The sequence below is a fragment of the Leifsonia sp. SIMBA_070 genome, from assembly GCF_046534635.1.
GTDB lineage: Bacteria > Actinomycetota > Actinomycetes > Actinomycetales > Microbacteriaceae > Leifsonia.
In genome coordinates this window covers 502797-526359 of record NZ_JAWRYK010000002.1, presented here as the reverse complement: position 1 = coordinate 526359, position 23563 = coordinate 502797, and the positions used below count along the sequence as shown (strand labels likewise).

The following is a 23563-nucleotide window of genomic DNA, read 5'->3' as shown; positions in this document are numbered from 1 at the left end:
AGCCGCGGCGGGCGGGTCCGACGGGTCGCCGAGGGCGTCAGCCCTGCCCGCGGCCCGTCTTCTGCTGCAGCCGGTCGATCTCGGTGGAGGCCTGCGCCTTGGTGAGGTCGGCGGGGAGCTCCTCCCCGGCTTCCCTCGCCAGCGTGTCGAGGTAGCTGCGCTGGGATGCGGTCATCGGCTCGTCGCCCGTGACCCACTCCGACGGGTCCTTGCTCGCCGGGTTGTCGTCGTCGTCGCGGGCGCCGAGCACGTCGCCGCCGGGTCCGTTCGTGGTGTCGCTGGTGTCGGTCATGCCGCAGACAGTACGCCGCCGCACCGGCACCGTCAGCCGCACGCGGTCAGCCGCACACCCTCAGCCGCACACGTTCAACGGCACACGCTCAGCGGCGCAGGTCAGCCGCGAATGGCGCGGGCGTGACCGATCAGTGCCTGCAGGTATCCGGCCCGCGACAGGACCACTGCGCGCTGCTGCGCGTCGTGCACCGGCACCTGCTCGGTGTAGGACTGGCCATTGCGGGCGGAGATGTGGATGGCGATGTAGCCTGCAACGCGTGTCTCGCGGGCGAGCAGGAACAACAGGCTCAGAAAGAAGAACCAGATGAAGACGACCACGAGGATGATCGCCCAGGCGGGTGTATGGGTCGTCGTCGAGGTCTGATCGACGCTGGTCACATTGACGTCGGCGATCGGCCAGGTCCCGGCGGGCGTCACGATCCATGCCTCATTGGCGGTGACGTTGCCGACCTGGACGAGAGTCGGGCCCGGCCCGAACTGCTGCATGCTCACGGCTCGCACCTTAGCAGAGCGAGGATGACGGACGTTCGCTCATCACTTGCCGCTGGCCCTGCCGAGCATCGAGTGGCCCGGACATGCCGTTACGGCTGGGCGTTGGCGGCGTGTCGGGACCACCGGTTCTCGGCGCGCGCTCAGCGGCGCAGGACGCTCGGGCGCGGGAGGCTGAGCTCCTCCAGGAGGTCGCCGAGCATCCGGTCGAGCTCGAAGCCGGCCTGCGCGATCTTGTTGTTGCCGTAGCTGCCGAGCCGGCTGCTGGGCTGGTCGACGCTGAGGATCGTCCCTCCCGAGCGCGAGGCGTGCAGTTCGACGCGCAGCGGCGTGTACAGCAGCGCGCCCGGGTCGTGCCGGAACATGCGGGCCGCCGTGGAGTAGTCCCCGATCAGGTAGACCGCGCTCGCGATGTCCGCCCCGCCGACGCGCATCACGGGAGTCGGGTGATCGGTCCAGAAGCGGACGAAACGGTGGATGCCCGGCCCGGCCGCCTCGGTGGTCAGCCGGCGCCACTCGGCGCCCTCCGCCACCAGCTCCCGCACGCGCGCCGCGTCGACCGGGGGGACCTCGGCCTCGAAGGCGCGGCGCAGCGTCCCGAATGGGACCGCCACCTCCAGCTCGATGCGGTTCACCGGGACCGGGACGATGCGTTCTGTCGCGGGGAGGGCCATCGTGCCATTCTCCCCCCGCAGGCGACCTGGACCCCGCCGGCCGCGTCCGTCGCCTAGCCCAGCCCGGTCACCCCGCGCTTCCGCGGCACCTCCGGGAGCTCGTCCGACGAGCCGTCGTCCCCGAGCTCTGCGACGTGCGCCCGCTCGCGCTCGAGGGTGTCCGTCTCCGGTGCGCCGTAGCGGGCCGGGTCGGGGCGGTGGGCGTCCTCCTCCACCGTCAGCAGACCGTCCGGGTCCTGCGGATCGCGGACGCCGGTCAGGCGCTCGTCGATCGTCGACTTGTCCTCGTCGTGACCCCGGCGGGTCTCGTCACTGCTCGCCGCATCCATGCCCCCACCTTCGGCGCGAGCAGGTGCCACGGCAAGGGGTCAGGCACGCTTGCTTCCGCCCGGACGGTGCCTCGCCCGTCAGCTCAGCGGGAGGGTCTGCTCCGCCGAACGCGCGTCCGGTGCGGTGCGACGCGCAGGCAGCGCAGCGTCGCCGCGGTCGGCGCGGACGAGGGCGATCCCGCCGAGGATGAGCAGCCCGCCCAGCAGCTGCGGGAGTCCCAGCCGCTCGCCGAGCAGCAGCCAGGCGTAGAGGGTGGCGGCCACGACCTCCAGGAGCCCGGTGAAGGAGGCCAGCCGGGAGCCGAGGATCTCCGTCGCCGTGATGCTCGTGGCGTACGCGATCGCCGTGGCCACGATGCCCACGACCGCGAGCGGCACCCACCAGGCGGTCGCCTGGCCGAAGAGGGTCACGTCGGCGAAGCTGACGGTGACCGGCAGGAGTCCGGTGGCGCCGACGGCGGCGAGGGCGATGCCGCCCAGCAGCAGGCCGCCCGCAGCCAGCGCGACCGGAGGGAGGCCGTCGCTCGGCCGCGCGGCGATCACGTAGAAGGCAGCGCAGCCGACCATCGCCACAATCGCGAGCGCCAGGCCGACGGGGTCGAGCGCGCCTCCCCCGCCCGGCGAGACGACCAGGACGAGTCCGGCGACGGCGACCGCCGAACCGGCCAGGACGACGACGCGCGGTGCCTTTCGTGTCCGAGCCCAGACCACCAGGACGAGGAGCACCGGCGCCAGGTACTCGATCAGGATGCCGGTGCTGACCGGGATGCGCTGGATCGCCGCGAAGTACAGCACCTGCGTTCCGGCGACGCCGACCAGGGCCATCCCGAGCAGCCGCCACCGGCCGCGCCAGACCGCCGCCCACTTCCCGCGGACGGCGAACAGCGCGAACGGCAGCAGCACGATCCCGCCGGTCAGGGCGCGAACGGTCACGGCCGCGACCGGGGACCACCCGCTCTCCAGCAGCGGTTTGATGAACGCGCCCGACATCCCGAAGCTGGCCGCCGCGACGACGGCGATGACGAGACCGAGGGAGGTCGGGTGGCGGTGCTGCATAGGACTCACCTGTCAGGATCGTAAGAGATGATGGTCCTGACGCTAGTCTCGTCGTGAGTAAGGAGTCAACTTGCATTTTGCCCCTGACACAGTGGATGCGCTGGAGTTCGCGGTGGTGCTCGGAAACACCGCGCCCGACGCCTCCCGGAGCGGCGAGGACGAGCTGGCGACGCCCTCCCAGTTGGTCGCCCTGCTCACCGAGAACAGCTACTCCGGCCGGGTCGACGGAGACGAGCCCGAGCTGCGTGAAGTGCACGAGACTCGGGAGCGGCTGCGGCGCACGTGGTCGCTCGACCGTGACGCGGCGGCGCTGGAAGTGAATGCGATGCTGGCGGAGGCGCGCGCCCTCCCGTACCTCATGCGGCACGACGGCTTCGACTGGCACCTGCACGCGACGGCCCAGGATGCGCCCCTCGCCGAGCGCATCCGCGTCGAGATCGCGCTGGCCCTGGTCGACGTCATCCGCTCGGACGAGACGGGCCGGCTGCGCGTGTGCGCGGCCGACGACTGCACCGGACTCCTCCTCGACCTGTCGCGCAACGGCTCGAAGCGCTTCTGCAGTGTGCGCTGCGGCAACCGGATGAACATGATCGCGTTCCGCGCCCGCAAGGAGCACGACGCCTGACCGGCGGCCTTTCTTCTACGATGGCACCGTGACCGACCCCGCGACTGCCGCCTGGGCCGCGACGGACCCTGCCTACCGGCGCTCGGAGGTGTCCGCCGTCATCGGCCACGGGCCCCCGACCTGGGAGCGCGCCACGCGGGAGCTCCTGCGCTGGGGCGTGAAAACGGCCAGCGGCTTCTCGGTCGGCACGGAGGCTCCCGTCGAGCCCGGTCAGCGGGTCACCATCAAGGCGACGGTGCTGGGCGTCCGGATCGTCGAGCCCGTGGAGGTCGTCGAAGTCGTCACCACCTCCAACCGCGTCGGCTTCTCGTACCGCACACTCCCGGGGCATCCTGTCGACGGCGAGGAGGCGTTCATCCTCCATCGCCGCGACAACGAGATCCGTCTCACGGTTCGCTCCCTCACGCGGCGAGCGCCGCAGCAGCCGTGGCGCGCGCTCTTCCCGCTGCTGCTCCTCGCGCAACGGGTGGCCAGACGGCGATACCTCCGAGCCCTGCGCTGATGTGCGTCAGACCACGCTCTCGGCACGCGTCGACGCAGTGACAGGCTCGCGGTCCGATCGCACCAGCACGATGCCCGCGAGGATGCACGCCCCGCCCAGCAGCTGCACGGGGCCGGGACGCTCCCCGAGCAGCAGCCACGCGAGCACCGTCGCGAAGACCACCTCGGTGAGTCCGGCGAACGACGCGAGGCGGGACCCCAGCCTCCGCGAGCCCGCCAGGCTGAGCGAGTAGGCGATCGCGGTCCCGACGACGGCGACCACCGCCAGAGGCAGCCACCAGGGCAGCGTCGCTCCCCCGAGCGACACCGCGTCCGTCGACGCGGTGAGCGGCAGGAGCCCGGTCAGCCCGACGCCGGCGGTGGCGGCGGCGCCGACCAGCAGCCCCGAACTGACGAGCGCGACCGGCGGCAGTCCGGGCGCCGGCGCGGCGGAGAGGAGGTAGTACCCGGCCAGGCACACCGCCGCGGCCGCCGCGAGCAGCACGCCCACCGCGTCCATCGATCCACCCGGGCCTCCGCCGCCGAACGGATCCACGACGAGCACCACGCCCACCACACTCGCGACCGCGCCCGCCACCACAAGCAGGCGGACCGGCGCCCCACGCAGCCAGCCGAGCACCACGATGAGCACAGGAGCGCAGTACTGGATGAGGAGGGCGACCGCGACCGGCAGCCGCTGCACCGCCGCGAAGTACAGCACCTGTGTTCCGGCGACCGCCACCAAGCCGTAGCCGAGCACGAGCCGCCCGTTGCTGAGCAGCGGACGAAGATCCCCGCGAAGGACCACCAGGGCCGGCACCGCGAGGATCAGCCCGCCGAGCGCGACACGGACGGCGACCGCGGCGGTGGGCGACCATCCAGCGTCCAGCAGCGGCTTCAGCAGGATGCTGCTCGTGCTGAACGACAGCTGCGCGAACAGCATCGCTGCGAGGCCGGCCGCCTGACCGCCCCTGAACCGGCCCTCGGCCGCCTGGCCCGCCTCCGCCTGGCGCCCCACCCCGGTCAGAAGTCGGTCAGGTTGGCGCGGATGCCGCCGTTCCCGTACTCCCGACGCAGGATGCCGCGCCGGCGGAGCACCGGGACCAGCTCATCCAGGTAGCGGTGCAGCGTCACCGGGTGCAGGTCGCCCGAGAAGATGAAGCCGTCATTGTCGGCCTCCTCCCCGATCTCCTCGATGAAGTCGGCGATCTGCTCGGCCGTGCCGACGAAGCCGGCGCGGTCGGCGATGCGCCCCTTGACCACCTTGGGTGCGATCAGGTCGCGGAGGGTCACACCCTCCCGGATGCCCTGCTTGCCGAACAGCCCCTTGATGCTGCCCTGCGAGACGTGGTCGCCGAACACCGAGACCTCGAACGGCTCGTCCAGCGGCAGCACGGTGAGGTCGGTCTCCAGGTCGCTGGACTGCCCGGCCAGCGCCCGGTAGAGCTCCTCATCGGTGGGATGCTTCGACGCCTCGACGACGCGGCGGCCCTCCTCGTCGCTCGGGACGACCTCCGGCTTGAACACGAACAGCACCTTGATGCTGTCCGGGTTGCGTCCGGCCGCAGCGGCCGCATCCCGCACCTTCGCCCGGTAGTCGCGGATGCTCTGCGCGTCGAGCGGCGCCAGGGCCAGCTGCACGTCGGAGTGGGTGCCGGCGAAGGCGATCCCGCGCGGTGATCCGCCCGGCGACACGATCGCCGGGTCGCCCTGCGAGAACGGAACCGCATTCAGCGGACCGGCCAGCGTGAAGTACTCGCCCTCGTGCTCGAACGGCCGGATCTTCGACCCGTCTGCGAAGTGCCGCGTCGCAGCGTCCCCGATCAGGGCGCCGTCGTCCCAGCTGTGCCACAACCGGCGGATGACGGTCAGCCACTCCTCGGCCCGGTCGTAGGCGCCGTCGTGCGAGAGCTGCGGGAGGCCGAGGTGCCGCGCGCTGCCCACATCGGTGACCACGTTGACGCCGAGCCGGTGATCGCTCAGGTGGTGGAGGGACGCGAACTGGCGCGCGGCGACATACGGCGGGTAGGCGCCGGCGTTGATGGTCGGCGCGACCCCCAGGTGCCTGGTGGCGTCGAGAAGGTACGGCGACAGGATCAGCGGGTCGTGCTTCGGGCCGCCGTACGCCTCGCGGACGCGGAGGTCGAGCGTCTCCGGGAAGCCGAGCGACAGCGCGTCCTCGATGATGACCAGGTCGAGCCCCGCCTGCTCCAGTTCACGGGCGGACTGCTGGTACAGGTCCGGGCGGGTCCAGTCGTAGCCCCAGTCCCAGTACGGGTGGCCCCAGCCCTGCGGGCCGAAGCCGCGGCTGAAGAACCAGCCGAAGTGCTGCAGGCGTGCCATGGTCTCCTCCTACAGGGCCGCGGCGACAGGCACCGCGTCCGAAGTCAGGGCGGGCGAGGTCGGGGCGGGCGAGGTCGGTACGGGCACCGCATCCACGTCGAGCGTTTGCGCCGCCGCCGTCACAGCCGCGATTCCGCGTGCCAGGTCGGCGATCAGGTCGTCGGCGTCCTCGAGTCCGATGGAGAGCCGCAGCAGGCCGCCGCCGATCCCCAGGTCTTCGCGTACCTCAGCCGACAGGTGCGTGTGGGTGGTGGATGCCGGGTGCAGGATGAGCGACCGCACATCGCCGATGTGCGTCATCCGGCTGAACAGTTCGACCGAGTCGTAGAACCGTTCAGCCGCCGCGGCGCCGCCCGTGATGGTGAAGGCGAGCACCGCGCCCTGACCTCGGGGCAGGTAGCGCTGCGCGAGCCCGTGGGCGTGGTGCGACGGGAGACCCGCGTAGTCGACACCGAGCACCTCCGGCTGCGCTTCCAGCCACTGGGCGACCGCGAGCGCCGTGTCCGACTGGCGCTGCACCCGCAGCGAGAGCGTCTCGATGCCCTGCTGGATGAGGAACGCGTTCATCGGCGACAGCACCGGGCCGAACAGGGCAGCAACCACCGTGCGTGCGAAGGCGGTGTAGGCACCGTCGCCATGGGCCCCCACGTAGCTGGCGCCGTCGAGCCACTCGTCCGGACCGGTCAGGTGCCGGAACGGGGAGGACGCCCAGTCGTAGCTGCCCTGGTCCACGACGATCCCGCCGAGGGTGGAGCCGTGGCCACCGAGGTACTTGCTGGCGGAGTGCACGACGATGTCCGCTCCGTGGTCGCCCGGCTTCAGCAGGTACGGGGTCGCGAGGGTGTTGTCGACGACGAGCGGGAGCCCGGCCTCGTGCGCCACCGCGGCGACGGCCGCGATGTCGAGGATCTCCGTGCCCGGGTTGGCGATGGACTCGCCGAACAGCACCCGCGTGTTCGGGCGGATGCGCCTGCGCCACTCCGCCGCGTCGGTCGGATCGGTGACGAACTCGATCTCGATGCCGAGGCGGCGGAGGCCGTTCTCGAACAGCCCGCGGGTTCCGGAGTAGATGCTCTGCGCCGAGAGGATGTGGTCGCCCGCCTGCACCAGTCCGAGCAGCGCGACGGTCAGTGCCGCCTGCCCGCTGCCGACCGCGATGGCCTCCCGCCCGTTCTCGAGCTCGGCGACGCGGCGCTCCAGCGCTGCCGTCGTCGGGTTTCCGGACCGGCTGTAGGTGTAGCCGGCCTCCTCGCCGCCGAAGCGGCCCGCCGCCTGGGCGAAGCTGTCGAACTCGAACCCCGCGGTGAGATAGATCGGCGTGACCCGGGCGCCGTGGGCGGCGTCGCGGGACTCTCCCGCATGGACCTGGGCAGTGGTGAACTCCGGCATCCCCCTATGGTGCGGCACGCCCTCCGCCCACACCCCTTCTATTGCGGAAAGCTACGGCGCTCGAGTCATCAAACGGGTCCGAGTGCCGTCTTAACGGTTGGGAGCGACCTCCACGCTCGAACCCGACCCCCACACCAGAAAGGCCCGCACATGCCCCTCCCCGTCGAGACGACCCCCGCATCCACTTCGACTTCCTCCTCCACGAACCCGCTGGCCATCGTCTCCTTCGTGCTCGCCTTCGTGCTGACCGTTCCCGCGATCGTGTGCGGTCACGTGGCGCTGCGTCAGATCTCCCGCACCGGCGAGCAGGGGCGTGGGCTCGCTCTCGCCGGCACGATCCTCGGCTATGCCTTCACCCTCCCCTTCGCGGTGATGGTGATCGGCATCGTGCCCGCACTCATCCTGTCGGCCATGGACGCCGTGAACTTCTGACGGGCGATCGTCTCCCTCAGCGACCGGCGGCGGTGCGAAGCCCGGTCATCTGCCGGGTCGCGCCGGGCGTGGTGGCGCAGGCGGTATTGGCCAGGGACTCGGTGCCGCGGTCGAGGTATCCGAATCTCTGCTTGTGCTCGCGATACCGCAGCAGCCGCTGCACCACATCCGTGATGCGTGTCCAGATGCTGGATCGCGGGTTGTCGTTCCAGGCCGAGTGGAGGATCGGTTCGTGACCCGTCACAGCGGCGAGTCGCGCGGAGCGCACGCCATCCACACCGAACAGAGTGGCCCCGAAGGTCGGTGCGCTCGGATCGATCCGGGAGAGCCGTCCGAAGTCCGCCAATCCGTCGCGGCGCGCTTCGCCGGCGTAGACATGCTGCGCGTGGAGTGCCGAGGCGTTCCCGATGCCCGGTTCGACGCCGGCGGACGCGAGCATGACGAACGCGTCGATGCCCAGGTCTGCGCTCGCCAGTGCGTTAGCGGCCACTGTCGTCCCGTACGAGTGGGCGACGATGTTCATGTGGAGCTTCCGACGGCCACCCGGACGGACAGCATTCACTGCTGACACGTCGCGGATGAGGTTCGGGGCGCCCGCAAGGACGTACACCCCTCGCGAGGCTTCGATGCTCGGAGGAGGAGGCGGCGGCACGTAGCCCATCCAGGCGATGACGGCCCGGGCTCGGGGAGCACCCGAAGCGCCTTGCGCCGCGTGGAGGTTCGCCGCCGCCAGAGTCCAGAGGGCCATATCGGTCGTATACGTCCCCATGCCGGGGACCTGCCAGGTGACGAGGTCCGCCGCGTCGAGGTCACCGACGCTGATCGCGGCGAGCGGAGGCTGGTCGGCCGTCAGGGTGATGAGTTGCCGACGTGGTTTCGTCGGCTTGAGGGCGATGGAGATCGCTGTGTAGGCCTGAAGCGATCGGCGCGTCTCCGTGTCCGACGGACGCGTGGCGAGTTTGCGACGCGCCTCGTCCGTCGCTTCCTTCAGGGCACGACGATTGAGCTTGTCCCGTAGCCCGAAGGGCAGCCCGTCGAGATTGCCGAGGGCGGTGGGGAGCGTCTGGGCGGCGTCGGCTCTCTGGGCGACGGGAATGGCCCTCCATTCTGCCGCGACCTCGTCGGGTCTCGATTGCTGCAGGTTCTCCACGTCAGCCGGATCCAGCGATTCCTTGGCGCCCGGTGCGCGGCCCTGCACTGCACTGCCGGAGGCGGCAAGGCGGATGGGTGCGTGACTCGGCGAGGTGAGCACCAGCACACCGGCCAGCACGGCCGTCAGTGATATACCCAGAATCCGGGTGGTGCGCCGTCCCCGGTGCCGTCCGTGCCCAACCATGACCCTGCGCTCCTCACTCCGTGGACGGGCGAACCGACCTTCGAGGCCGGGCCCGCAGGGTGATGCGACGACCCCGCCACTTGTGAAGACGCAGAAGTCGCGCGCGCATGACGCCACAGCGCGAGGGAATGTGAGCGCGCTATAGTGGGTGCGATATGCGAACGCGCCGTTCGCATAATGAACTCTTACGACGAAGTGAGGATCCCGTGCAGTTCCACCACCACGGCTACGTCTCCGGCGACCCGCGCATCCACGAGCCTGCAGGAACCGGGATCGGCAGGCCCGCCGAGCTGCCCGACGAGGTCGACGTGCTCATCGTCGGCAGCGGACCGGCCGGAATGATCGCGGCCGCGCAGCTCGCACAGTTCCCGAACGTCGTCACCCGGCTCGTCGAGCGGCGCCCCGGACGGCTCGCGATCGGCCAGGCCGACGGCATCCAGGCGCGCAGCGTGGAGACGTTCCAGGCGTTCGGCTTCGCCGAGCGGATCATCGCCGAGGCCTACCGGATCACCGAGATGGCGTTCTGGAAGCCGGACCCGGCCGACCCCTCCCGCATCGTCCGCACGGCGCGACCCGTCGACGATCCCACCGGGGTGAGCGAGTTCCCGCACCTCATCGTCAACCAGGCGCGTGTGCTCGACTACTTCGCCGAGGTCGCCGCGAACTCGCCGTCGCGGCTCACGCCCGACTACGGGTACGAGTTCGTCGGCCTGCAGGTCGGGGAGGGCGAGCATCCCGTCGCGGTCACCCTGCGCCGCGCCGCGGGAGACGACGAGGGCGCGGAGCGGGTGGTCCACGCGAAGTACGTCGTCGGCGCCGACGGAGCCCGCAGCAAGGTCCGGGAGGCCATCGGCTGCCACCTCGCCGGCGACCAGGCCAACCACGCCTGGGGGGTCATGGACGCCCTCGCCGTGACCGATTTCCCCGACATCCGCACCAAGTGCTCGATCCAGTCGGAGGCCGGCAACATCCTGCTCATCCCCCGCGAGGGAGGCTACCTGTTCCGCATGTACGTCGACCTCGGCGAGGTGCAGCCGGACGACAACGGCGCCGTCCGCTCGACCAGCATCGACCAGATCATCGCCAAGGCGAACGACATCCTCCACCCGTACACGCTCGACGTGCGGAACGTCGCCTGGCACAGCGTCTACGAGGTGGGCCACCGCCTGACCGACCGGTTCGACGACGTCCTGCCGGAGGAGCTCGGGATGCGCACCCCGCGCGTCTTCATCACCGGCGACGCCTGCCACACGCACAGCGCCAAGGCCGGTCAGGGGATGAACGTCTCGATGCAGGACGGGTTCAACATCGGCTGGAAGCTGGGGCACGTGCTCGACGGCCGTGCTCCTGAGTCACTGCTCGCCACCTACTCCGCCGAGCGCCAAGTGGTCGCGAAAGATCTCATCGACTTCGACAAGCAGTGGTCGACGCTCATGGCGAAGAAGCCGGAGGAGTTCGCCAGCCCCTCCGAGCTGGAGGACTTCTACGTCCGGACGGCCGAGTTCCCGGCCGGATTCATGACGCAGTACACGCCGTCGCTCATCGTCGGCGAAGCGGCGCACCAGGAGCTCGCCTCCGGCTTCCCGATCGGCAAGCGCTTCAAGTCGGCGCCGGTCGAGCGGGTCTGCGACGGCAACCCGGTGCAGCTGGGTCACCATGCGCGCGCCGACGGCCGCTGGCGGATCTACGTCTTCGCCGACCGGGCCGCCGCCGGGGAGCCGTCGGCTGTCGCGGACCTCGCCGAATGGCTGGCGACAACTCAGGAGTCGCCGCTCGCGAGCACGCCGGGGGACGCCGATCCCGACGCCTGGTTCGACGTGAAGGTCGTCTACCAGCAGGACCACACGGCCGTCGACCTCGGCGTCGTGCCCGAGCTCTTCCTCCCGCGAGTCGGCCCGTTCGGTCTGATCGACTACGAGAAGGTGTACGCCGCCGACCCGGCGCAGGACATCTTCGCTCAGCGCGGCATCGACCGCGCCGGCGCCATCGTCGTCGTTCGCCCGGACCAGTACGTCGCGAACGTGCTGCCGCTCACCGCCACCGACGAGCTCGCCGCCTTCTTCCGCCCGATCCTGCGCGCGACGGTCACCGCCTGATCCTCCGTCCACCGCGTTCCCCCACTTCGTCGAAGTGCACCTTGTTGCGCACCCGCCCGGCGTGTCGTAGACAACGACGTGCACCTCGGCGGCAGAGGAGCGGAGCGACCGGCGGAGGTGCGCTGAGGGCGGTTAGCCTGGCGGGGTGAGCGCTTTTGCGACCGTCGCCGACGGGGTGCACGCCGTGCGGGTCCCGATGCCGGCCGGCGGGCTGCCGGACAGCCTGGCGTACCTGATCGAGGACGACCGGGGCCGGGTGCACATCGTCGATCCGGGTTCGCCGACGGACGAGGCCGGCGGTGCACTACTCGCGGCTCTCGACGCCCTCGGTCGAGGGCCGAGCGACGTCGCGGCCATCGTCGTCACGCACCTGCACACCGATCACGCCGGCGGCGCCACTGCTCTGCGGTCGCTCAGCGGCGCTCCGGTCCTGATGCACGAGCGGGAGGCGGCCGCTGCGGTGAAGCTGAGTCACGGCCTCCCTGCGCCCGACCTGGACGGGTGGGGCGTGCCGGCCGACCGCCGACCGGAGTTGCTGGCGGCGGTCCGCGCGCCGATCGCCCCGGGCGCCGTCCCCGCAGACGTCCTGCTGACCGACGGCGACCTGCTCGACATCCCCGGCCGCCGCATCCGCGTGCTCTGGACGCCCGGTCACACACCCGGTCACCTCTGCCTGCACGACGAGGAGGCCGGTCTGCTGTTCACCGGCGACCACGTCCTCCCGACCGTGAACCCGGGACTCGGCCTCGGCGGCCCGACGGACACCAACCCGATCGCCGACTACCTCGCCGCCCTCGACCGCATCGCCGGTTTCGACGCGCTGGCGCTTCCGGGTCACGAGCAGCCCTTCACCGGCCTCGCCGAGCGCTGCGCCGCCCTCGCCGAGCACCACCTGCGCCGCGCGCGTGAGGTCGCCGCCCATCCCGGCGGGACCGTCTGGGAGGTGGCGAGCACCCTCACCTGGACCGGCGGCTGGGAGGCCCTCCGCGGCTTCACTCTGCTCTCCGCCCTCTCGCAGACCGCCCTCCACCGCGACTTCGTCGCCCGCACCTAGCCCCGCCCGCGGGCCTCCCACCCCCCGTCGAGTCCACGATTTCTGCACGCGACACGCCGCGCGGCCGTGCAGAAATCGTGTACTCGACGGTGGGCGGAGGAGCGCGCGTCAGCGGAGGTCGAGCTCGATCGCGGAAGCGGCGGCGCGCAGGCGGGCTCCGATGGCGGCGGTGTCGACGTCGTTCGTGACGTACACGACGGCGAGCGCCGCAACGGGCTGGCCGGGCGCCTGTACGGGAACCGCGATGGAGGCCAGCCCCGCGATGACCTCGTCGTGGCTGGTGGCGTAGCCCCGCTCCCGCGCGAGGGTCGCATCATCGCGCGGATGCTCGCCGGGCAGCGCCCGCCACTGCGCATCGGTCAGGACCGACTGGATCGCGATCCCGGGCGCCCCCGAGGCGAGCGGGTGCCGCGTGCCCGGCCGCTGCGCCACGGTTGCGTGGGCGTGGGCCGGCTCCACGGTCACCAGCGTGACCACCTCGTGCCGGTCGAGCACGGCGAGGAAGGCCGTCATCGTGAGCTCGTTGGCCACGCCCGTCAGCTGGGGAAGCGCGGCGGACTGCAGGTCGCGCGACACCGACCGGGCCAGGCTCGCCATCCGCGGCCCGAGCTCTGCCGCCCCCGCGGCGTCGCGCACCACCAGCCCGTGATCCTCCAGGGTGCGCAGGATGCGGTACGCGATCGACCGGTGGAGGCCGAGCCGCGCCGCGATCACCGGGATGCTGAGCGGCTCCCCCGCGTCGGCGAGGAGTTCGAGCATCCGGATGCCGCGCGAGAGTGTCTGCAACGGCGGGGCCGCGGAGGTGTTCGGGGGCTCGGCGTCATCGGTGGAGGGCACGTGTTCGATTATAGAAACAGTCGACCGCACCCCGCGGCGTCGGCACTCAGGCGGGCACGGACTCCCGCGTGTTCACCACATCCACGCGAGCGCCGATGTACGAGTGGACGCTCTCGTGGATGTGGTACTGCGTGTGCGACAGACGGGCATCCCGGATCCGCAGCAGTTCCCGGGCCGCAGCACGCCGGGCCCGGAGCCGGCCGAGCGAGGCAGCGGCCACCAGGAGGATCACGACGGCGACCGCAGCCGCGCCTCCGTCGCCCATGACCGCCCAGGACGGCGACAGCGCCGCGAGCGCGGCGAGCCAGGCCCCCGCGGTGACCGCCAGCGCTCCCGCCGAGGCCCACAGCGTCGGCGCGGCGGCGCGGAGTGGACGGATGGCGAGCAGGGCGCGCGCCTCTGCGGTCTCGCGCTCGTGCTGCCTGCGGCGCTCCTTTGCCCAGTGGAGGTCGCGCTCGTGGCGGCGGGCGAGCAGCTGCGCCTTGTCGTGGGCAGCGTTGTAGGAAGTGGTGTGCACGATACGTCCTTTGCAGCGTTCGGGTTCTCCCGCATGGCCGGGTTTCGGGTCGGCGTCCGCGGGGCTACAGGCAGTAACTCGGGTGTGTGACATGGCGAGCATAGCCAGAAAGACCGTTCTGTGGGTCATTTGGAGGACACAAATCTGTACCCCAATCCGGGCGACACGCTGAGCATCCACCCGGCGCTGTTAGGGTGTGGAATTCGCAGGTCCGAAAGGGGAAACGGATGCGCAAGCCGGTCGTCATCGCGGTGCTCGCCGTGATCGCTGTGGTCGCCGTGGCCGGCATCGCGCTCGGGCTCACGCGGCCGACGGCATCGCCTGCTTCCTCCCTCTCCGCCGCGGCCTCGGCCACACCGGCGAGCACGGCCGAGGCGTCGAAGGCCTTCGCGTCCCCACGCCTCTATCTCGACCCGAACACGGAGGCGGCCGCGGCCCAGGCCAGGATGGATGCGCAGGGGGACACCGCCTCGGCGCTCATCGCCGCGCGGATCGCCGAGGTCCCGACCGCGGTCTGGCTGGGCGAGTGGTTCCAGGGCGACCGGCTGGTCACCGAACTGCGGAACGACGTCGCCGACGCCCGCAGTCAGCAAGCCACTCCCGTATTCGTGGCCTACGCCATCCCGAACCGCGACTGCGGCGGCTACTCCAAGGGCGGGCTCGCCCCCGACCAGTACCTGCCATGGATCAGCACCATCGCCTCCACCTTGCAGGGCAGCCACGCCGTCGTCCTGCTGGAGCCGGACTCCCTCGGCATGCTCGCCGACCCGAAGTGCGGCGACTCCGCAACCGTCCGGCTGCCGCTCCTGAAGGCGTCGGTCGCCATCCTCGAAAAGGCCGGGGTGGCCACCTATCTCGACGGCGGCAACGCCCGCTGGCTCTCGCCGGACGCCCAGGCCTCCTGGTTGAAGAAGGCCGGTGTGGAGGCCGCGCACGGGTTCTTCACGAACGTGTCCAACTTCGACACCACCAGCCGCGAGCGCGACTATGCGGGCAAGCTGTCGTCGAAGATCGGCTGGAAGCACTACGTCATCGACGTCTCCCGTAATGGCAACGGTTGGACCGGGACCTGGTGCAACCCGCCGGGCGCGAAGCTCGGTGACGACCCCAGCGTCACGGAGGGCGACGGCAGCAAACTGGATGCGCTGCTCTGGGTGAAGCACCCCGGGGTCAGCGACGGCAGCTGCAACGGCGGCCCGGCGGCCGGCGTCTGGTGGCAGGAGGGCGCGGACGCGCTTGTCCGCGGCGGGAAGGGATGACGGCGGACGGATGCGCCCAGCTCGCCGCCGCCTGCTCGCGGGTCGCCGCGCGCACCTCCACGCCGGCTGAGTTCCTCCGCGAGCTCGGGCGCGAGGCGGCCGGTGTGCGGCGCGGCCTGCAGTGGCCGCTCGACGCCGGGCGGGGCGGCTCCAACCGCATCCGCGGCCGGGGCTTCCGCCGCCACGTCGACGACGGGACGGACGGTCAGGCGCGTCACTTCGCCGGGATCGTCGCCGTCGCCGCCCGGCTGGGCACGCGCGCGACGCGGTGGCTGTCCATCCACGTCGGCCGCGACGCGCCAGAGTCGGCGGACGGAATGCTGACGGACCACGCGCTGGACTTCGTCCGTCTGGTGCGGGCGGGCGAGCTGACCCCGTCGGGGAGCGAGAGCTGGGTGCTGCAGACGGTCTGCGGTCAGGGCAGCGGGCTGACGGCACGATAGAGGTGTGGAGGAGAAGCGAGTGAACGACGGTCGGTCCGGCGAGCGGCCGGCGCCGGAGACCGGTGGCGCCACGGGCGGACTGTCGCGGCGCGGCTGGTTCCTCGTCGTCGCGGCGACGGTCGCGGTGGGCCTCGGCCTGCTGGTCGTCGGGGTCCTGGCAACGGGGATTCTCACGGGGAACGGCGGAGCGGCCGCATCGTCGGCGCCTCCTGCGGTCCCGGCCCACACCCCGGACCTGGAGAACGCGCCGAGACGGCTGGGCCTGCCTCCCCGGCCGACCGCCACGCACGTCGCAACGGTCCCCTCCCAACCCATCGCCTCCCTGAAGGACGGGGACTGTCTCCAGACCTACGACTCCAAGTGGGCCGACGGCTACCCGGTCGTCGACTGCTCGGCGCCGCACATCGCGCAGTTGCTGACCTCAGGAACGCTCCCCCAGGCCGTCGGGGCGGCCTTCCCGGGCACGGGATCGTTGGACAGCCAGGTCAGCGACCTCTGCGAACCCTTCCTGAACTGGCACTGGGTCGCCATCTGGGGCGAGGACGTCCAGCTGGACCTCCGCTACCCGGACACGGCCGAGAAGTGGGCGACCGGCGACCGCTCCTACTACTGCATCGTCTACACGTTCTCGCGCCACGAGTTGACCGGCAGCGCGGTGGCGGGCCAGTAGCAAACGCGCAGTGGCAACCGGCCCTGTAGCCACGGTGCGCGTCCTTCGCTACCGTTTCGCCGTGACCACTTCGACCCACATCAACGGCATCAGGACGGTCAGCATCCCGGTTGACGACCAGGATGCTGCGCTCGCCTTCTACACCGAGACGCTGGGCTTCACCGTGCTCCGCGACATGCCGACCCCGAGCGGCCGGTGGATCGAGCTCGCCCCAGGGGCGGAGGGTGTGATCGTCACGCTCGAACCCGCGTCGCCCGACATCGTGCGTGGCGCCATCGGCATCCGCTTCATCTCCGACGATGTCGACGGCACGCACGCGGAGTTCATCCGGCGCGGCGTCGACGTGGACGAGGTCCTGCGCTGGCCGGGCGTGCCGCCCATGTTCGCCTTCCGCGACCCGGACGGCAACGTCTTCTCCGTCACCGCGCTCGCGTAAGCACCTCTCTCGGTAGCGTGGCTGCATGCGCGTGTTCGAGGTCGACGCGTCATCCGCCTCGTCCCCGATCACGGCAACCCGTGGCCGCTCTGGGAGAGCTTCACCGAGGAGTACATACGGGCTCCCGCCGACCTCGGCCTCTCCCGGGAGCTGACCGCCGGCCTGCGCCGCTGGTACGACGAGTGGGAACCGGTGACATTGAAGGAGGGACCGAGCGCTGACTGGTTCGACGAAGGACACCGGTTGGCGACCCGGCTGCAGGAGGAGCTCGGCAGCACGGCCGAGGTGCGGGCCGAGTTCGCCTGGGGCTAGCCGACCGCCCAGCCGGTCAGGTGGAGGATCTCCCGAGCGGACTCTTCGACCGTCGCCGGGTAGGTGCTCACCTGGAAGTGCCGGATCCGCTCGTGATCGGATCGGGCGTGGTAGACGTCGATCCACTTCCGCAGCCCTTCGCGCCACTCGTCGGTGGGCTCGCGCTCGGTCACTCGCGCTTTCAGCACCTCGATCGGCGCGGTCGTCTCGACGATCGTGAGCCGTGCCCCGGGCAGCGCATCCCGGATGAGTTCGACCTCCTGCTCGTCGTCGAACACCATCGGGATGATCACCTTGATATCCGGGGCGACGGCGACATAGTGCGGCCAGATGGCACGGAGGTTCTCCCGTGGAAACGACGAGCCGGGGTGCGGGTGCACCAGGCTCAACTCGTCCAGATCGATGACAGCGTGAGGAACGTCAGCGAGCCGGAGCGCGTCGGCGAGGGCCAGCGCCAGTGTGCTCTTCCCCGAACCGGGAGAGCCGTGCAGCACGAGAACATCCGTCATGACCACCCATTATCGACCTCATGCCCCTCGGAGGATCACAGCCGCGAGAAGAAGCGGCCGATCGCGTCCGCTGTCCGCTGCGGCTGCTCCAGGCCCAGGAAGTGGCCGCCGACCTTCGCGCGCTCGAAGGAGACGAGGTTCGGGGCAGCGCGCTCCGCGAGCGACCGCGGGAAGTCGCGGAAGGCCTCCTCCCGGGTGAGCAGCACGCCGGTGGGCGCCGTGATGGGCGGGCGGGGGCCGTTGAACGGCCAGTCGAAGTACTGCTGGAACGACGTCGCGACGGTTCCCGTCGCCCAGTAGAGCGTGGCGACCCGGAACAGCTCCGCCTCGTCGATCGCGGCCAGGCCGCCGTCCGCCCACGCGTCCCATTTGTCTGCGATCCACGCCAGCAGCCCGGCCGGGGAGTCGGCCAGGGCCGCCGCGATCGTGTCCGGCCGGGTGCCCATGATGGCGCTGTAGCCGCCGTCCGCCTCGTCGAACTCGTCGAGCGCCTGCAGGTAGTCCGCCTCCTCGTCGGTCTGCGGTGTCGGGTCGGCCGGGAACGGCGGATGGAACACCTGGAGGCCGATGAGGGCGTCGGGTCGCAGCGCTCCCAGCCAGGTGGCCGCCGCTCCACCGATGTCGCCCCCGAAGGCCGCGTAGCGATCGAAGCCGAGCGCGCCGGTCATCAGCGCGTGGAGGTCCTCGGCGATGGCGGCCCGGGTCAGCGGCCCTCCCGGAAGCGACGAGAAGACGAAGCCAGGGAGCGACGGGACGACGATGTCGAACGCGAGCTCGTCCGTCGCGGCCTCGGCGAGCGCGTCCGCGAGCGGGAGGTACTCGGTGAACGCACTCGGCCATCCATGCAGCAGGAGCAGCGGGACGACCCTGGCCGCCGCCCTCGCCGGCCGCACCCTGACGAAGTGGAGGCGGTGCCCGGGCAACTCTGCAGTGAACTGCTCGTAGCGGTTGAGTCGAGCCTCCTCGGCCCGCCAGTCGAACTCCCGCCACCGTCGAACGAGCGCACCCAGCCGCTCGCCGCCGAGGCCGGCCGGACGCTCGGTGGTCCCGATGCTCGGAAGGAACCGCGCCCGCTCGAGCCGCTGGTGCAGGTCGACGAGGACGTCGTCGGCCAGGTGGACGGTGAAGGGCGAGATCGCGGTCGTGTTCATCAGTTCTCCTCCCGGGCGGTGTCTGATCAGCGGACGCGTCGATGCACCGTGACGAGAACCCCGTCGCCGTAGACCGTCGCCTCATCCAGCGACCAGCGCGTCTTGTCGGGGGTGTCCGTCCACAGCCGGCGACCGTGGCCCAGGATGAGCGGGAACGCCATCAGGTGGATCTCGTCGACCAGGTCGTGGGCGAGCAGGCTCTGGACGAGCTGGATGCTGCCGGCGACCGAAATCTCCCCGTCGACCCCCTCCTTCAGCTCCGTCACCGCACTGACGAGGTCGCCCCGAAGCACCGTGGTGTTGGTCCACTCCGGGTCGGTGAGCGTCTGGGACACGACGTACTTGGGCATCGTGTTGTACTTGTCGGCGATTTCACCCTCGAACTGCGGCCAGGCAGCGGAGAAGCCGTCGTAGGTCTTCCTCCCCAGCAGCAGCGCGGCCGCCTGCAGTGACTCGACCTCTTTGAACCGCTCGCCTTCGGGCCCGCGGTCCACCTCGAAGCTCCAGTTCGGGTATTCGAAGTCCTCCCCGCCCGGCGCCTCCACGACACCGTCGAGGGAGATGAACTCGGTGACGACGATCGTGCCCATGTCAGTTCTCCTTCACGAAGGCGCGCAGCGCAGCGGCCAGCACGTCGGGGCTGGTCGAGTGGTTCTCGCCGGGGACTGCCCGCAGGGTCGCCGTCGGCAGCACGGAGGCGATCGCCTTGGCCCCTCCCGCGAGGGCGGGCCAGGTGTTCTCGCCGTACATCACGAGCACCGGGACGTCGATCCGAGACCACCGGTTCGTCGCGAGGGGCGCGCCGGACATGGCGTCGCCCACCTGCCGTCCGTCGTAGGCGATGGTCGGGGCGATCGCCTCCAGCCTGCCCCAGAGGTCCGGGTCCTGCTTCATTCCGGTCACGAATTCGGCCGGCATCCCGACGGCGTCGGTCAGGAAGATCTCGACGGCGTCGCCCGGCCGCCCCGCCGAGACCGCCGCCTCGAGGCGGTCGACGTAGTCGGCGGGCAGCGGTGGCCGCGAGTCGTCCGCCAGTGCGTTCGCCTCGAACACCGCGACCCGGGCGACCGGGACGCCCGCGTCGACCGCATTGAGGGCGAGGTTTCCGCCCGACGACCAACCGAACACGGTCGCGGGTCGGCCGCCGCCCGCCTGTTCGATGATCGCGGCCAGGTCCTCGAACTCGCGCTCCTTCTCGTAGGGAGCGGTGTCTCCGCTCTCGCCGCGTCCCCGGCGGTCGTAGTTGATGACCAGGAACTCGTCGGCGAGGAGCTCGGCCGTCGCCGCGTTCTCGGTTGTCGTGGCGCGATGAGCCGTCGCCCCGTCGATGATGACGATCGGCTCACCGCTACCCCACGCGGAGTAGGCGATGGTGGTGCCGTCCGGGGAGGTGACTGTTCCGTTGTGCATCTTCTGCCCTTCTCGAGGTTCTGTGCGGCCTCCAGGTGGAGCGCCTGGAAGCAGACTAGGAATCCGGGAGAGCGCGGGGCTTGTACAGGAGCGACAGGGGATGTGCGGAGGCATCCGGGCGCTGCAGTTGCGTGGCCGTGCGGCCGATGAAACGCTGCAGCGACCTGGCCAGGTGCGGCTGATCGAAGTACCCGCAGCGGTGGACGACCTCCAGCGCCGGCGTCCCCTCTTCGAGCAGCGCTGCGGCGAGCCGCGCGCGCTCGATCTGCCGGATGGCGCCCTGGGTCAGCCCGGTCGCCGCTGCCACACGGCGCTGCACCGATCTCGTGCCCACACGGGCGATTCCGCCCCAGACGACGTCCTCCACCATCGGGTCGCGGACGAGGATCCCGGCGCGCACGAGCCGGTCGACGAGTGCCTCTGCGTCGTCGACGCCGGGAACCTCGAACTCCTCGCCGGCCAGGACGAAACCCCGGGCCGTGACGTTGGGACTGTCCCACTGGTTGTCGATGAGCGCTGAGTTGGGCAGCGGCGCCATCGACGTGCCGTGGGCGAGGGTGATGCCGAACGTCTCCGAGTCCCCGACGATGTCCGCCGTCGACGCAGCAGTCTCCGGGCCACGCACCGATACCCGCGGAACCCCCGCGTCGCTCCAGAACACGAGCTCGGAGGTGGAGGTCGCGATGGATGTCATGCGCGCCGCCCCCTCGATGCGCCCGGTCCAGACCCGCGACACGTATCGGGAGTCCGACTCCCGGTGTGTTGTCTCGATCGCCACGTCAGCCCCCTGCCTGTCCGTCGCCGTTGTCCGTCGCCCTCCGGTCAGTGCGCCGTCGCACTCACTCCGCGGTAGTCCGCCAGGCGCGGAAGGCCCGCCGTGGTCGCCGACGTGTGCTCCCCCACCACGATGACGCGGGCGCCGGAGGCCACGGCCGCCACCAGGCCGGCCTCCGCGTCCTCGAGGACGACGCACTCGCCGATCGGCACCCGCAGGCGTTCTGCCGCAAGCAGGTAACCCTGCGGATCCGGCTTGCCGCGTGCGACGTCCTCGGCCGCGACCAGTACGGAGGGCACGGGGACGCCCGCCGCGCGCATCCGCGCAACGGCCAGCTCGCGCGGCGCACTCGTCACCACCGCGACGGGAGCGCCGTCCGAGAGGAGCCCGTCCACCAGCTCGGCAGCGCCGGGGATCTCGACGATGCCGTCGGTGCGGGTCACCTCCTCGGCGACCAGTCCGCGGACCAGTTCGTCGCGCTCCTCCACGCTCACCGCGGGCAGGAAGTGCGCGACGGTGTCGACCGCCTGGCGGCCGTGCGCGTAGGCGAGCAGCGCGCCGGGGTCGACGCCGTTGCGGAGGCCGAACGCCGTCCAGACGGATTCGACGACGGCCGTCGAATCGACGAGCGTCCCATCCATGTCGAACAGGTACCCGGCCGCCTCGATCTCATCCACGGTCCGAGCATAGGAGACCTCACCCGTCCGCGCCCGGGTTCGGCGGCACGTGCGCGCTGCGGTGGATCTCGTACACGCTGGCCTTGCCTGGGGAATCCGGGTCGTCGACGATGGGCTTGTCCGCCATGAAGAGCCGGATGGCGTGCGCCAACTCGCCGGGATGGCTGAAGTTGATCGCGTGCGCGGCACCCTCGATGCGTACGAGCACGACATGGTTGTCGGTGGCGACCGCGACCTCCTTCACCCGATCCGGGTGCGGCAGCAGCGGGTCGCGGTCCCCGATGACCACGAGGGTCGGGATGTGCAGCTCCAGCAACCGCTCCAGTGAGGGGTACCGGGTCAGCGCGCTGAACATTTTGAAGGTGCTCGGCACCCCGAAGCGGACGTAGTCGGGGCCTGCGACGCGGATCATCCTGGGAGGCTCCCGGCCACCGTCGCGGGAGAGCTGCCCGACGGCGCGACGCAACGGCCTGTTGTAGGCGCCACCCGCCGGGGAGACCAGGACCGCCCGGTCGATCCTGTCCGGGTAGTGGTGTGCGAACTCCAGGATCACCGGGCAGCCCATCGAGTTGCCGACGAGGGTGACCTTCTCGATGCCCCGGTCGTCGAGGAATCGCGCCGCCTCGTGCGCCAGGTCGGGGATATCCAGGCCGTGCGGCGCCTTCCCGCTGCGGCCGAACCCGGGCAGGTCGGGCACCAGCGTGTGGAACTCGTCGGCGAGCCGCTCCGCGGTCGGCAGCAGGTAGCGTCCGGAGAGGCCGAACCCGTGCACGTGCATCATCGCCGGGGCATCGGGCGGGCTGGACGACTCCCGGAAGAAGACGTCGACGCCGTCGACCGTCGTCCAACGCTCCGCGAGTGTCGACGCCGGGTGCCGCGGAAGACGCCGCGGCGCACGTGTGGTGCCCATGTGGCCGATCATGCTCGCGGGCGGCCCGCCGGCACAATGTCCCAGATCGCTGTCGATGCGCCGGCACGCGTCGAGCCGCTGGGAGCCGTCGTGGCACTTCAGCCCGTGGCCGACGCCCAGACCACCTCCGATCATCGAAGGAAGCCAAACAGAACGACAGCTACAAGACCTACCATCAAGAGGGCGGTGAAACCGATGAAATTTGCTACCCGAGCCTGCGTGACTGACAAGCCTGTGCGTTCGAGCCACCCCTGGATGTGACGGCTTAGCATACAAAGGGAGGTGCCGGCGATCAAGGACACCAAGCCGAGGGCAAGGATCATTGCCAACGTCAACGGATCAGCCATGTTAGTTGATCAGCCCATAGAACAGCCTTGCCCCATTCAATACTCCGATCCCTACGGCGGCCCAGCCGACGAACGCAATCATGCGCGGAGTCGCTGCTTTGGCAAATGGATCGCCGAGCTTGCCGGCCACTTCGAAAACGTTGCGATACCACTGCGAGATTTGTCTACGCCAGACGATCAGCACCACCCCGGATAGGAGCGCTACCGGTGCGGAAATTGCTAACCCGATTGTGGCTTCTAGAGTCATCACCACGTCCAGACGATTAAACCGCTACATCCTGCAGCGGCGCCAACAAAATACCCGCCCCGACGTTTTGATGGCCGGTGATATCGCGCGAATAGTCCACGTGGACACCTCCTGGCCCGAGCGCGACGGAACACGAACCTTGCACTCCGAGCCCTGACGTCTTATCACCCGTTGCCACGCCGACGCCCACGTCAACACCTGCCCTCAACGCCGGCCCAACGCCCACCATCGATGGCCCGAACGCCACGCACAACAACACGCCGCAGATGGATCCCTGCGCATTGGGATGCTGTACGACAGCTGCTGACCGGTCGGGGGAGTGACCCCTGTGGTCTGCCCGGCCGCCCGGACTCTGGCGTCATCGCATCTAAATACCCTGATCATCACTTGTTCTTTGACCGAGTACGACCGATCAAGATCCAGCGGACCCCGACTCCCACGCAACAGCCGAAACAGACCGCAGATG

Annotated in this window: 28 protein-coding genes; 9 read left to right on the top strand and 19 right to left on the bottom strand. The window is 70.6% G+C overall.

Features of this window, described 5'->3' with window-relative positions; genetic code table 11:
- Positions 1–37: 37 nt before the first annotated feature.
- From SB754_RS18345 to SB754_RS18325, 5 genes are all read right to left on the bottom strand, one after another.
- On the bottom strand, positions 38–292 hold the full coding sequence (locus SB754_RS18345) for a DUF3072 domain-containing protein (protein WP_410783839.1): 255 nt from the start codon (positions 290–292) through the stop codon (positions 38–40).
- Positions 293–393: 101 nt separating this feature from the next.
- On the bottom strand, positions 394–786 hold the full coding sequence (locus SB754_RS18340) for a hypothetical protein (RefSeq protein ID WP_410783838.1): 393 nt from the start codon (positions 784–786) through the stop codon (positions 394–396).
- A gap of 140 nt (positions 787–926) precedes the next feature.
- A complete protein-coding gene (locus tag SB754_RS18335; RefSeq protein WP_410783837.1) occupies positions 927–1457 on the bottom strand; it encodes a hypothetical protein in 531 nt (176 codons plus the stop codon).
- A 53-nt stretch (positions 1458–1510) separates the two neighbouring features.
- Positions 1511–1786, bottom strand: a complete 276-nt coding sequence (locus SB754_RS18330) for a hypothetical protein (RefSeq protein WP_410783836.1) — start codon at positions 1784–1786, stop codon at positions 1511–1513.
- Between the two features lie 78 nt (positions 1787–1864).
- On the bottom strand, positions 1865–2842 hold the full coding sequence (locus SB754_RS18325; RefSeq protein WP_410783835.1) for an EamA family transporter: 978 nt from the start codon (positions 2840–2842) through the stop codon (positions 1865–1867).
- A gap of 70 nt (positions 2843–2912) precedes the next feature.
- Here SB754_RS18325 and SB754_RS18320 point away from each other — a divergent pair, with 70 nt between their 5' ends.
- Together SB754_RS18320 and SB754_RS18315 are read left to right on the top strand one after the other, a co-directional pair.
- Positions 2913–3467, top strand: a complete 555-nt coding sequence (locus SB754_RS18320; RefSeq protein ID WP_410783834.1) for a CGNR zinc finger domain-containing protein — start codon at positions 2913–2915, stop codon at positions 3465–3467.
- Positions 3468–3495: 28 nt separating this feature from the next.
- A complete protein-coding gene (locus SB754_RS18315) occupies positions 3496–3969 on the top strand; it encodes a DUF1990 family protein (protein ID WP_410783833.1) in 474 nt (157 codons plus the stop codon).
- Positions 3970–3975: 6 nt separating this feature from the next.
- Here the strand turns inward: SB754_RS18315 and SB754_RS18310 are convergent, their stop codons facing one another.
- The 3 genes from SB754_RS18310 to SB754_RS18300 are packed head-to-tail and all read right to left on the bottom strand — an operon-like array spanning position 3976 to position 7679.
- Positions 3976–4965: an EamA family transporter gene (locus SB754_RS18310; protein WP_410783832.1), complete on the bottom strand. Its 990-nt coding sequence runs from the start codon at positions 4963–4965 to the stop codon at positions 3976–3978.
- A 5-nt stretch (positions 4966–4970) separates the two neighbouring features.
- Positions 4971–6290 carry an NtaA/DmoA family FMN-dependent monooxygenase gene (locus SB754_RS18305; RefSeq protein WP_410783831.1) on the bottom strand — a complete coding sequence of 440 codons (1320 nt, stop codon included), beginning with the start codon at positions 6288–6290 and terminating at the stop codon, positions 4971–4973.
- Positions 6291–6299: 9 nt separating this feature from the next.
- Positions 6300–7679 (bottom strand): O-acetylhomoserine aminocarboxypropyltransferase/cysteine synthase family protein, encoded by a 1380-nt coding sequence (locus tag SB754_RS18300; RefSeq protein WP_410783830.1) that lies wholly within the window; start codon positions 7677–7679, stop codon positions 6300–6302.
- Between the two features lie 150 nt (positions 7680–7829).
- Here SB754_RS18300 and SB754_RS18295 point away from each other — a divergent pair, with 150 nt between their 5' ends.
- Positions 7830–8111 (top strand): DUF4190 domain-containing protein, encoded by a 282-nt coding sequence (locus SB754_RS18295; protein WP_410783829.1) that lies wholly within the window; start codon positions 7830–7832, stop codon positions 8109–8111.
- 16 nt (positions 8112–8127) lie between these two features.
- Here SB754_RS18295 and SB754_RS18290 read toward each other — a convergent pair whose 3' ends face one another.
- Complete coding sequence (locus tag SB754_RS18290; protein WP_410783828.1) at positions 8128–9447, bottom strand: alpha/beta hydrolase; 1320 nt, start codon at positions 9445–9447, stop codon at positions 8128–8130.
- Between the two features lie 206 nt (positions 9448–9653).
- Between SB754_RS18290 and SB754_RS18285 the strand changes: the two genes are divergently transcribed.
- On the top strand, positions 9654–11543 hold the full coding sequence (locus SB754_RS18285) for an FAD-binding monooxygenase (protein ID WP_410783827.1): 1890 nt from the start codon (positions 9654–9656) through the stop codon (positions 11541–11543).
- Between the two features lie 145 nt (positions 11544–11688).
- A complete protein-coding gene (locus SB754_RS18280) occupies positions 11689–12597 on the top strand; it encodes an MBL fold metallo-hydrolase (protein ID WP_410783826.1) in 909 nt (302 codons plus the stop codon).
- A 108-nt stretch (positions 12598–12705) separates the two neighbouring features.
- Here the strand turns inward: SB754_RS18280 and SB754_RS18275 are convergent, their stop codons facing one another.
- Together SB754_RS18275 and SB754_RS18270 are read right to left on the bottom strand one after the other, a co-directional pair.
- Positions 12706–13356, bottom strand: a complete 651-nt coding sequence (locus tag SB754_RS18275; RefSeq protein WP_410783972.1) for an IclR family transcriptional regulator — start codon at positions 13354–13356, stop codon at positions 12706–12708.
- A 124-nt stretch (positions 13357–13480) separates the two neighbouring features.
- Positions 13481–13951: a hypothetical protein gene (locus SB754_RS18270; protein ID WP_410783825.1), complete on the bottom strand. Its 471-nt coding sequence runs from the start codon at positions 13949–13951 to the stop codon at positions 13481–13483.
- Positions 13952–14178: 227 nt separating this feature from the next.
- On the opposite strand from SB754_RS18270, the gene SB754_RS18265 reads away from it, so the two are divergent.
- From SB754_RS18265 to SB754_RS18250, 4 genes are all read left to right on the top strand, one after another.
- A complete protein-coding gene (locus tag SB754_RS18265; RefSeq protein WP_410783824.1) occupies positions 14179–15210 on the top strand; it encodes a glycoside hydrolase family 6 protein in 1032 nt (343 codons plus the stop codon).
- Complete coding sequence (locus tag SB754_RS18260; RefSeq protein WP_410783823.1) at positions 15207–15653, top strand: hypothetical protein; 447 nt, start codon at positions 15207–15209, stop codon at positions 15651–15653. The genes SB754_RS18265 and SB754_RS18260 overlap by 4 nt, the downstream gene beginning before the upstream one ends.
- Before the next feature lie 19 nt (positions 15654–15672).
- Positions 15673–16323 (top strand): hypothetical protein, encoded by a 651-nt coding sequence (locus SB754_RS18255; protein WP_410783822.1) that lies wholly within the window; start codon positions 15673–15675, stop codon positions 16321–16323.
- Positions 16324–16384: 61 nt separating this feature from the next.
- Complete coding sequence (locus tag SB754_RS18250; RefSeq protein ID WP_410783821.1) at positions 16385–16759, top strand: VOC family protein; 375 nt, start codon at positions 16385–16387, stop codon at positions 16757–16759.
- Between the two features lie 308 nt (positions 16760–17067).
- Here SB754_RS18250 and SB754_RS18245 read toward each other — a convergent pair whose 3' ends face one another.
- From SB754_RS18245 to SB754_RS18210, 8 genes are all read right to left on the bottom strand, one after another.
- The gene (locus tag SB754_RS18245; RefSeq protein ID WP_410783820.1) at positions 17068–17580 is read right to left on the bottom strand and encodes an AAA family ATPase; all 513 of its coding nucleotides are present in this window, start codon (positions 17578–17580) and stop codon (positions 17068–17070) included.
- 35 nt (positions 17581–17615) lie between these two features.
- Positions 17616–18731: an epoxide hydrolase family protein gene (locus SB754_RS18240; protein WP_410783819.1), complete on the bottom strand. Its 1116-nt coding sequence runs from the start codon at positions 18729–18731 to the stop codon at positions 17616–17618.
- Between the two features lie 26 nt (positions 18732–18757).
- On the bottom strand, positions 18758–19321 hold the full coding sequence (locus SB754_RS18235; protein WP_410783818.1) for a dihydrofolate reductase family protein: 564 nt from the start codon (positions 19319–19321) through the stop codon (positions 18758–18760).
- A 1-nt stretch (position 19322) separates the two neighbouring features.
- Complete coding sequence (locus SB754_RS18230) at positions 19323–20141, bottom strand: alpha/beta fold hydrolase (RefSeq protein ID WP_410783817.1); 819 nt, start codon at positions 20139–20141, stop codon at positions 19323–19325.
- Between the two features lie 55 nt (positions 20142–20196).
- Entirely contained in the window at positions 20197–20919 is a 723-nt protein-coding gene (locus SB754_RS18225; RefSeq protein ID WP_410783816.1) for a helix-turn-helix domain-containing protein, read from the bottom strand.
- A gap of 44 nt (positions 20920–20963) precedes the next feature.
- The gene (locus tag SB754_RS18220) at positions 20964–21593 is read right to left on the bottom strand and encodes an HAD-IA family hydrolase (protein ID WP_410783815.1); all 630 of its coding nucleotides are present in this window, start codon (positions 21591–21593) and stop codon (positions 20964–20966) included.
- Between the two features lie 19 nt (positions 21594–21612).
- Complete coding sequence (locus SB754_RS18215) at positions 21613–22503, bottom strand: alpha/beta fold hydrolase (RefSeq protein WP_410783971.1); 891 nt, start codon at positions 22501–22503, stop codon at positions 21613–21615.
- 348 nt (positions 22504–22851) lie between these two features.
- Positions 22852–23103, bottom strand: a complete 252-nt coding sequence (locus tag SB754_RS18210; RefSeq protein ID WP_410783814.1) for a hypothetical protein — start codon at positions 23101–23103, stop codon at positions 22852–22854.
- Positions 23104–23563 lie beyond the last annotated feature (460 nt).

Bases quoted from the DNA above. Each gene is read 5' to 3' on its own strand.
- SB754_RS18345 (WP_410783839.1), bottom strand. From the start codon at position 292: ATGACCGACACCAGCGACACCACGAACGGACCCGGCGGCGACGTGCTC.
- SB754_RS18335 (WP_410783837.1), bottom strand. From the start codon at position 1,457: ATGGCCCTCCCCGCGACAGAACGCATCGTCCCGGTCCCGGTGAACCGC.
- SB754_RS18330 (WP_410783836.1), bottom strand. From the start codon at position 1,786: ATGGATGCGGCGAGCAGTGACGAGACCCGCCGGGGTCACGACGAGGAC.
- SB754_RS18325 (WP_410783835.1), bottom strand. From the start codon at position 2,842: ATGCAGCACCGCCACCCGACCTCCCTCGGTCTCGTCATCGCCGTCGTC.
- SB754_RS18305 (WP_410783831.1), bottom strand. From the start codon at position 6,290: ATGGCACGCCTGCAGCACTTCGGCTGGTTCTTCAGCCGCGGCTTCGGC.
- SB754_RS18300 (WP_410783830.1), bottom strand. From the start codon at position 7,679: ATGCCGGAGTTCACCACTGCCCAGGTCCATGCGGGAGAGTCCCGCGAC.
- SB754_RS18295 (WP_410783829.1), top strand. From the start codon at position 7,830: ATGCCCCTCCCCGTCGAGACGACCCCCGCATCCACTTCGACTTCCTCC.
- SB754_RS18290 (WP_410783828.1), bottom strand. From the start codon at position 9,447: ATGGTTGGGCACGGACGGCACCGGGGACGGCGCACCACCCGGATTCTG.
- SB754_RS18275 (WP_410783972.1), bottom strand. From the start codon at position 13,356: ATGCTCGAACTCCTCGCCGACGCGGGGGAGCCGCTCAGCATCCCGGTG.
- SB754_RS18265 (WP_410783824.1), top strand. From the start codon at position 14,179: ATGCGCAAGCCGGTCGTCATCGCGGTGCTCGCCGTGATCGCTGTGGTC.
- SB754_RS18260 (WP_410783823.1), top strand. From the start codon at position 15,207: ATGACGGCGGACGGATGCGCCCAGCTCGCCGCCGCCTGCTCGCGGGTC.
- SB754_RS18245 (WP_410783820.1), bottom strand. From the start codon at position 17,580: ATGACGGATGTTCTCGTGCTGCACGGCTCTCCCGGTTCGGGGAAGAGC.
- SB754_RS18240 (WP_410783819.1), bottom strand. From the start codon at position 18,731: ATGAACACGACCGCGATCTCGCCCTTCACCGTCCACCTGGCCGACGAC.
- SB754_RS18235 (WP_410783818.1), bottom strand. From the start codon at position 19,321: ATGGGCACGATCGTCGTCACCGAGTTCATCTCCCTCGACGGTGTCGTG.
- SB754_RS18230 (WP_410783817.1), bottom strand. From the start codon at position 20,141: ATGCACAACGGAACAGTCACCTCCCCGGACGGCACCACCATCGCCTAC.
- SB754_RS18215 (WP_410783971.1), bottom strand. From the start codon at position 22,503: ATGGGCACCACACGTGCGCCGCGGCGTCTTCCGCGGCACCCGGCGTCG.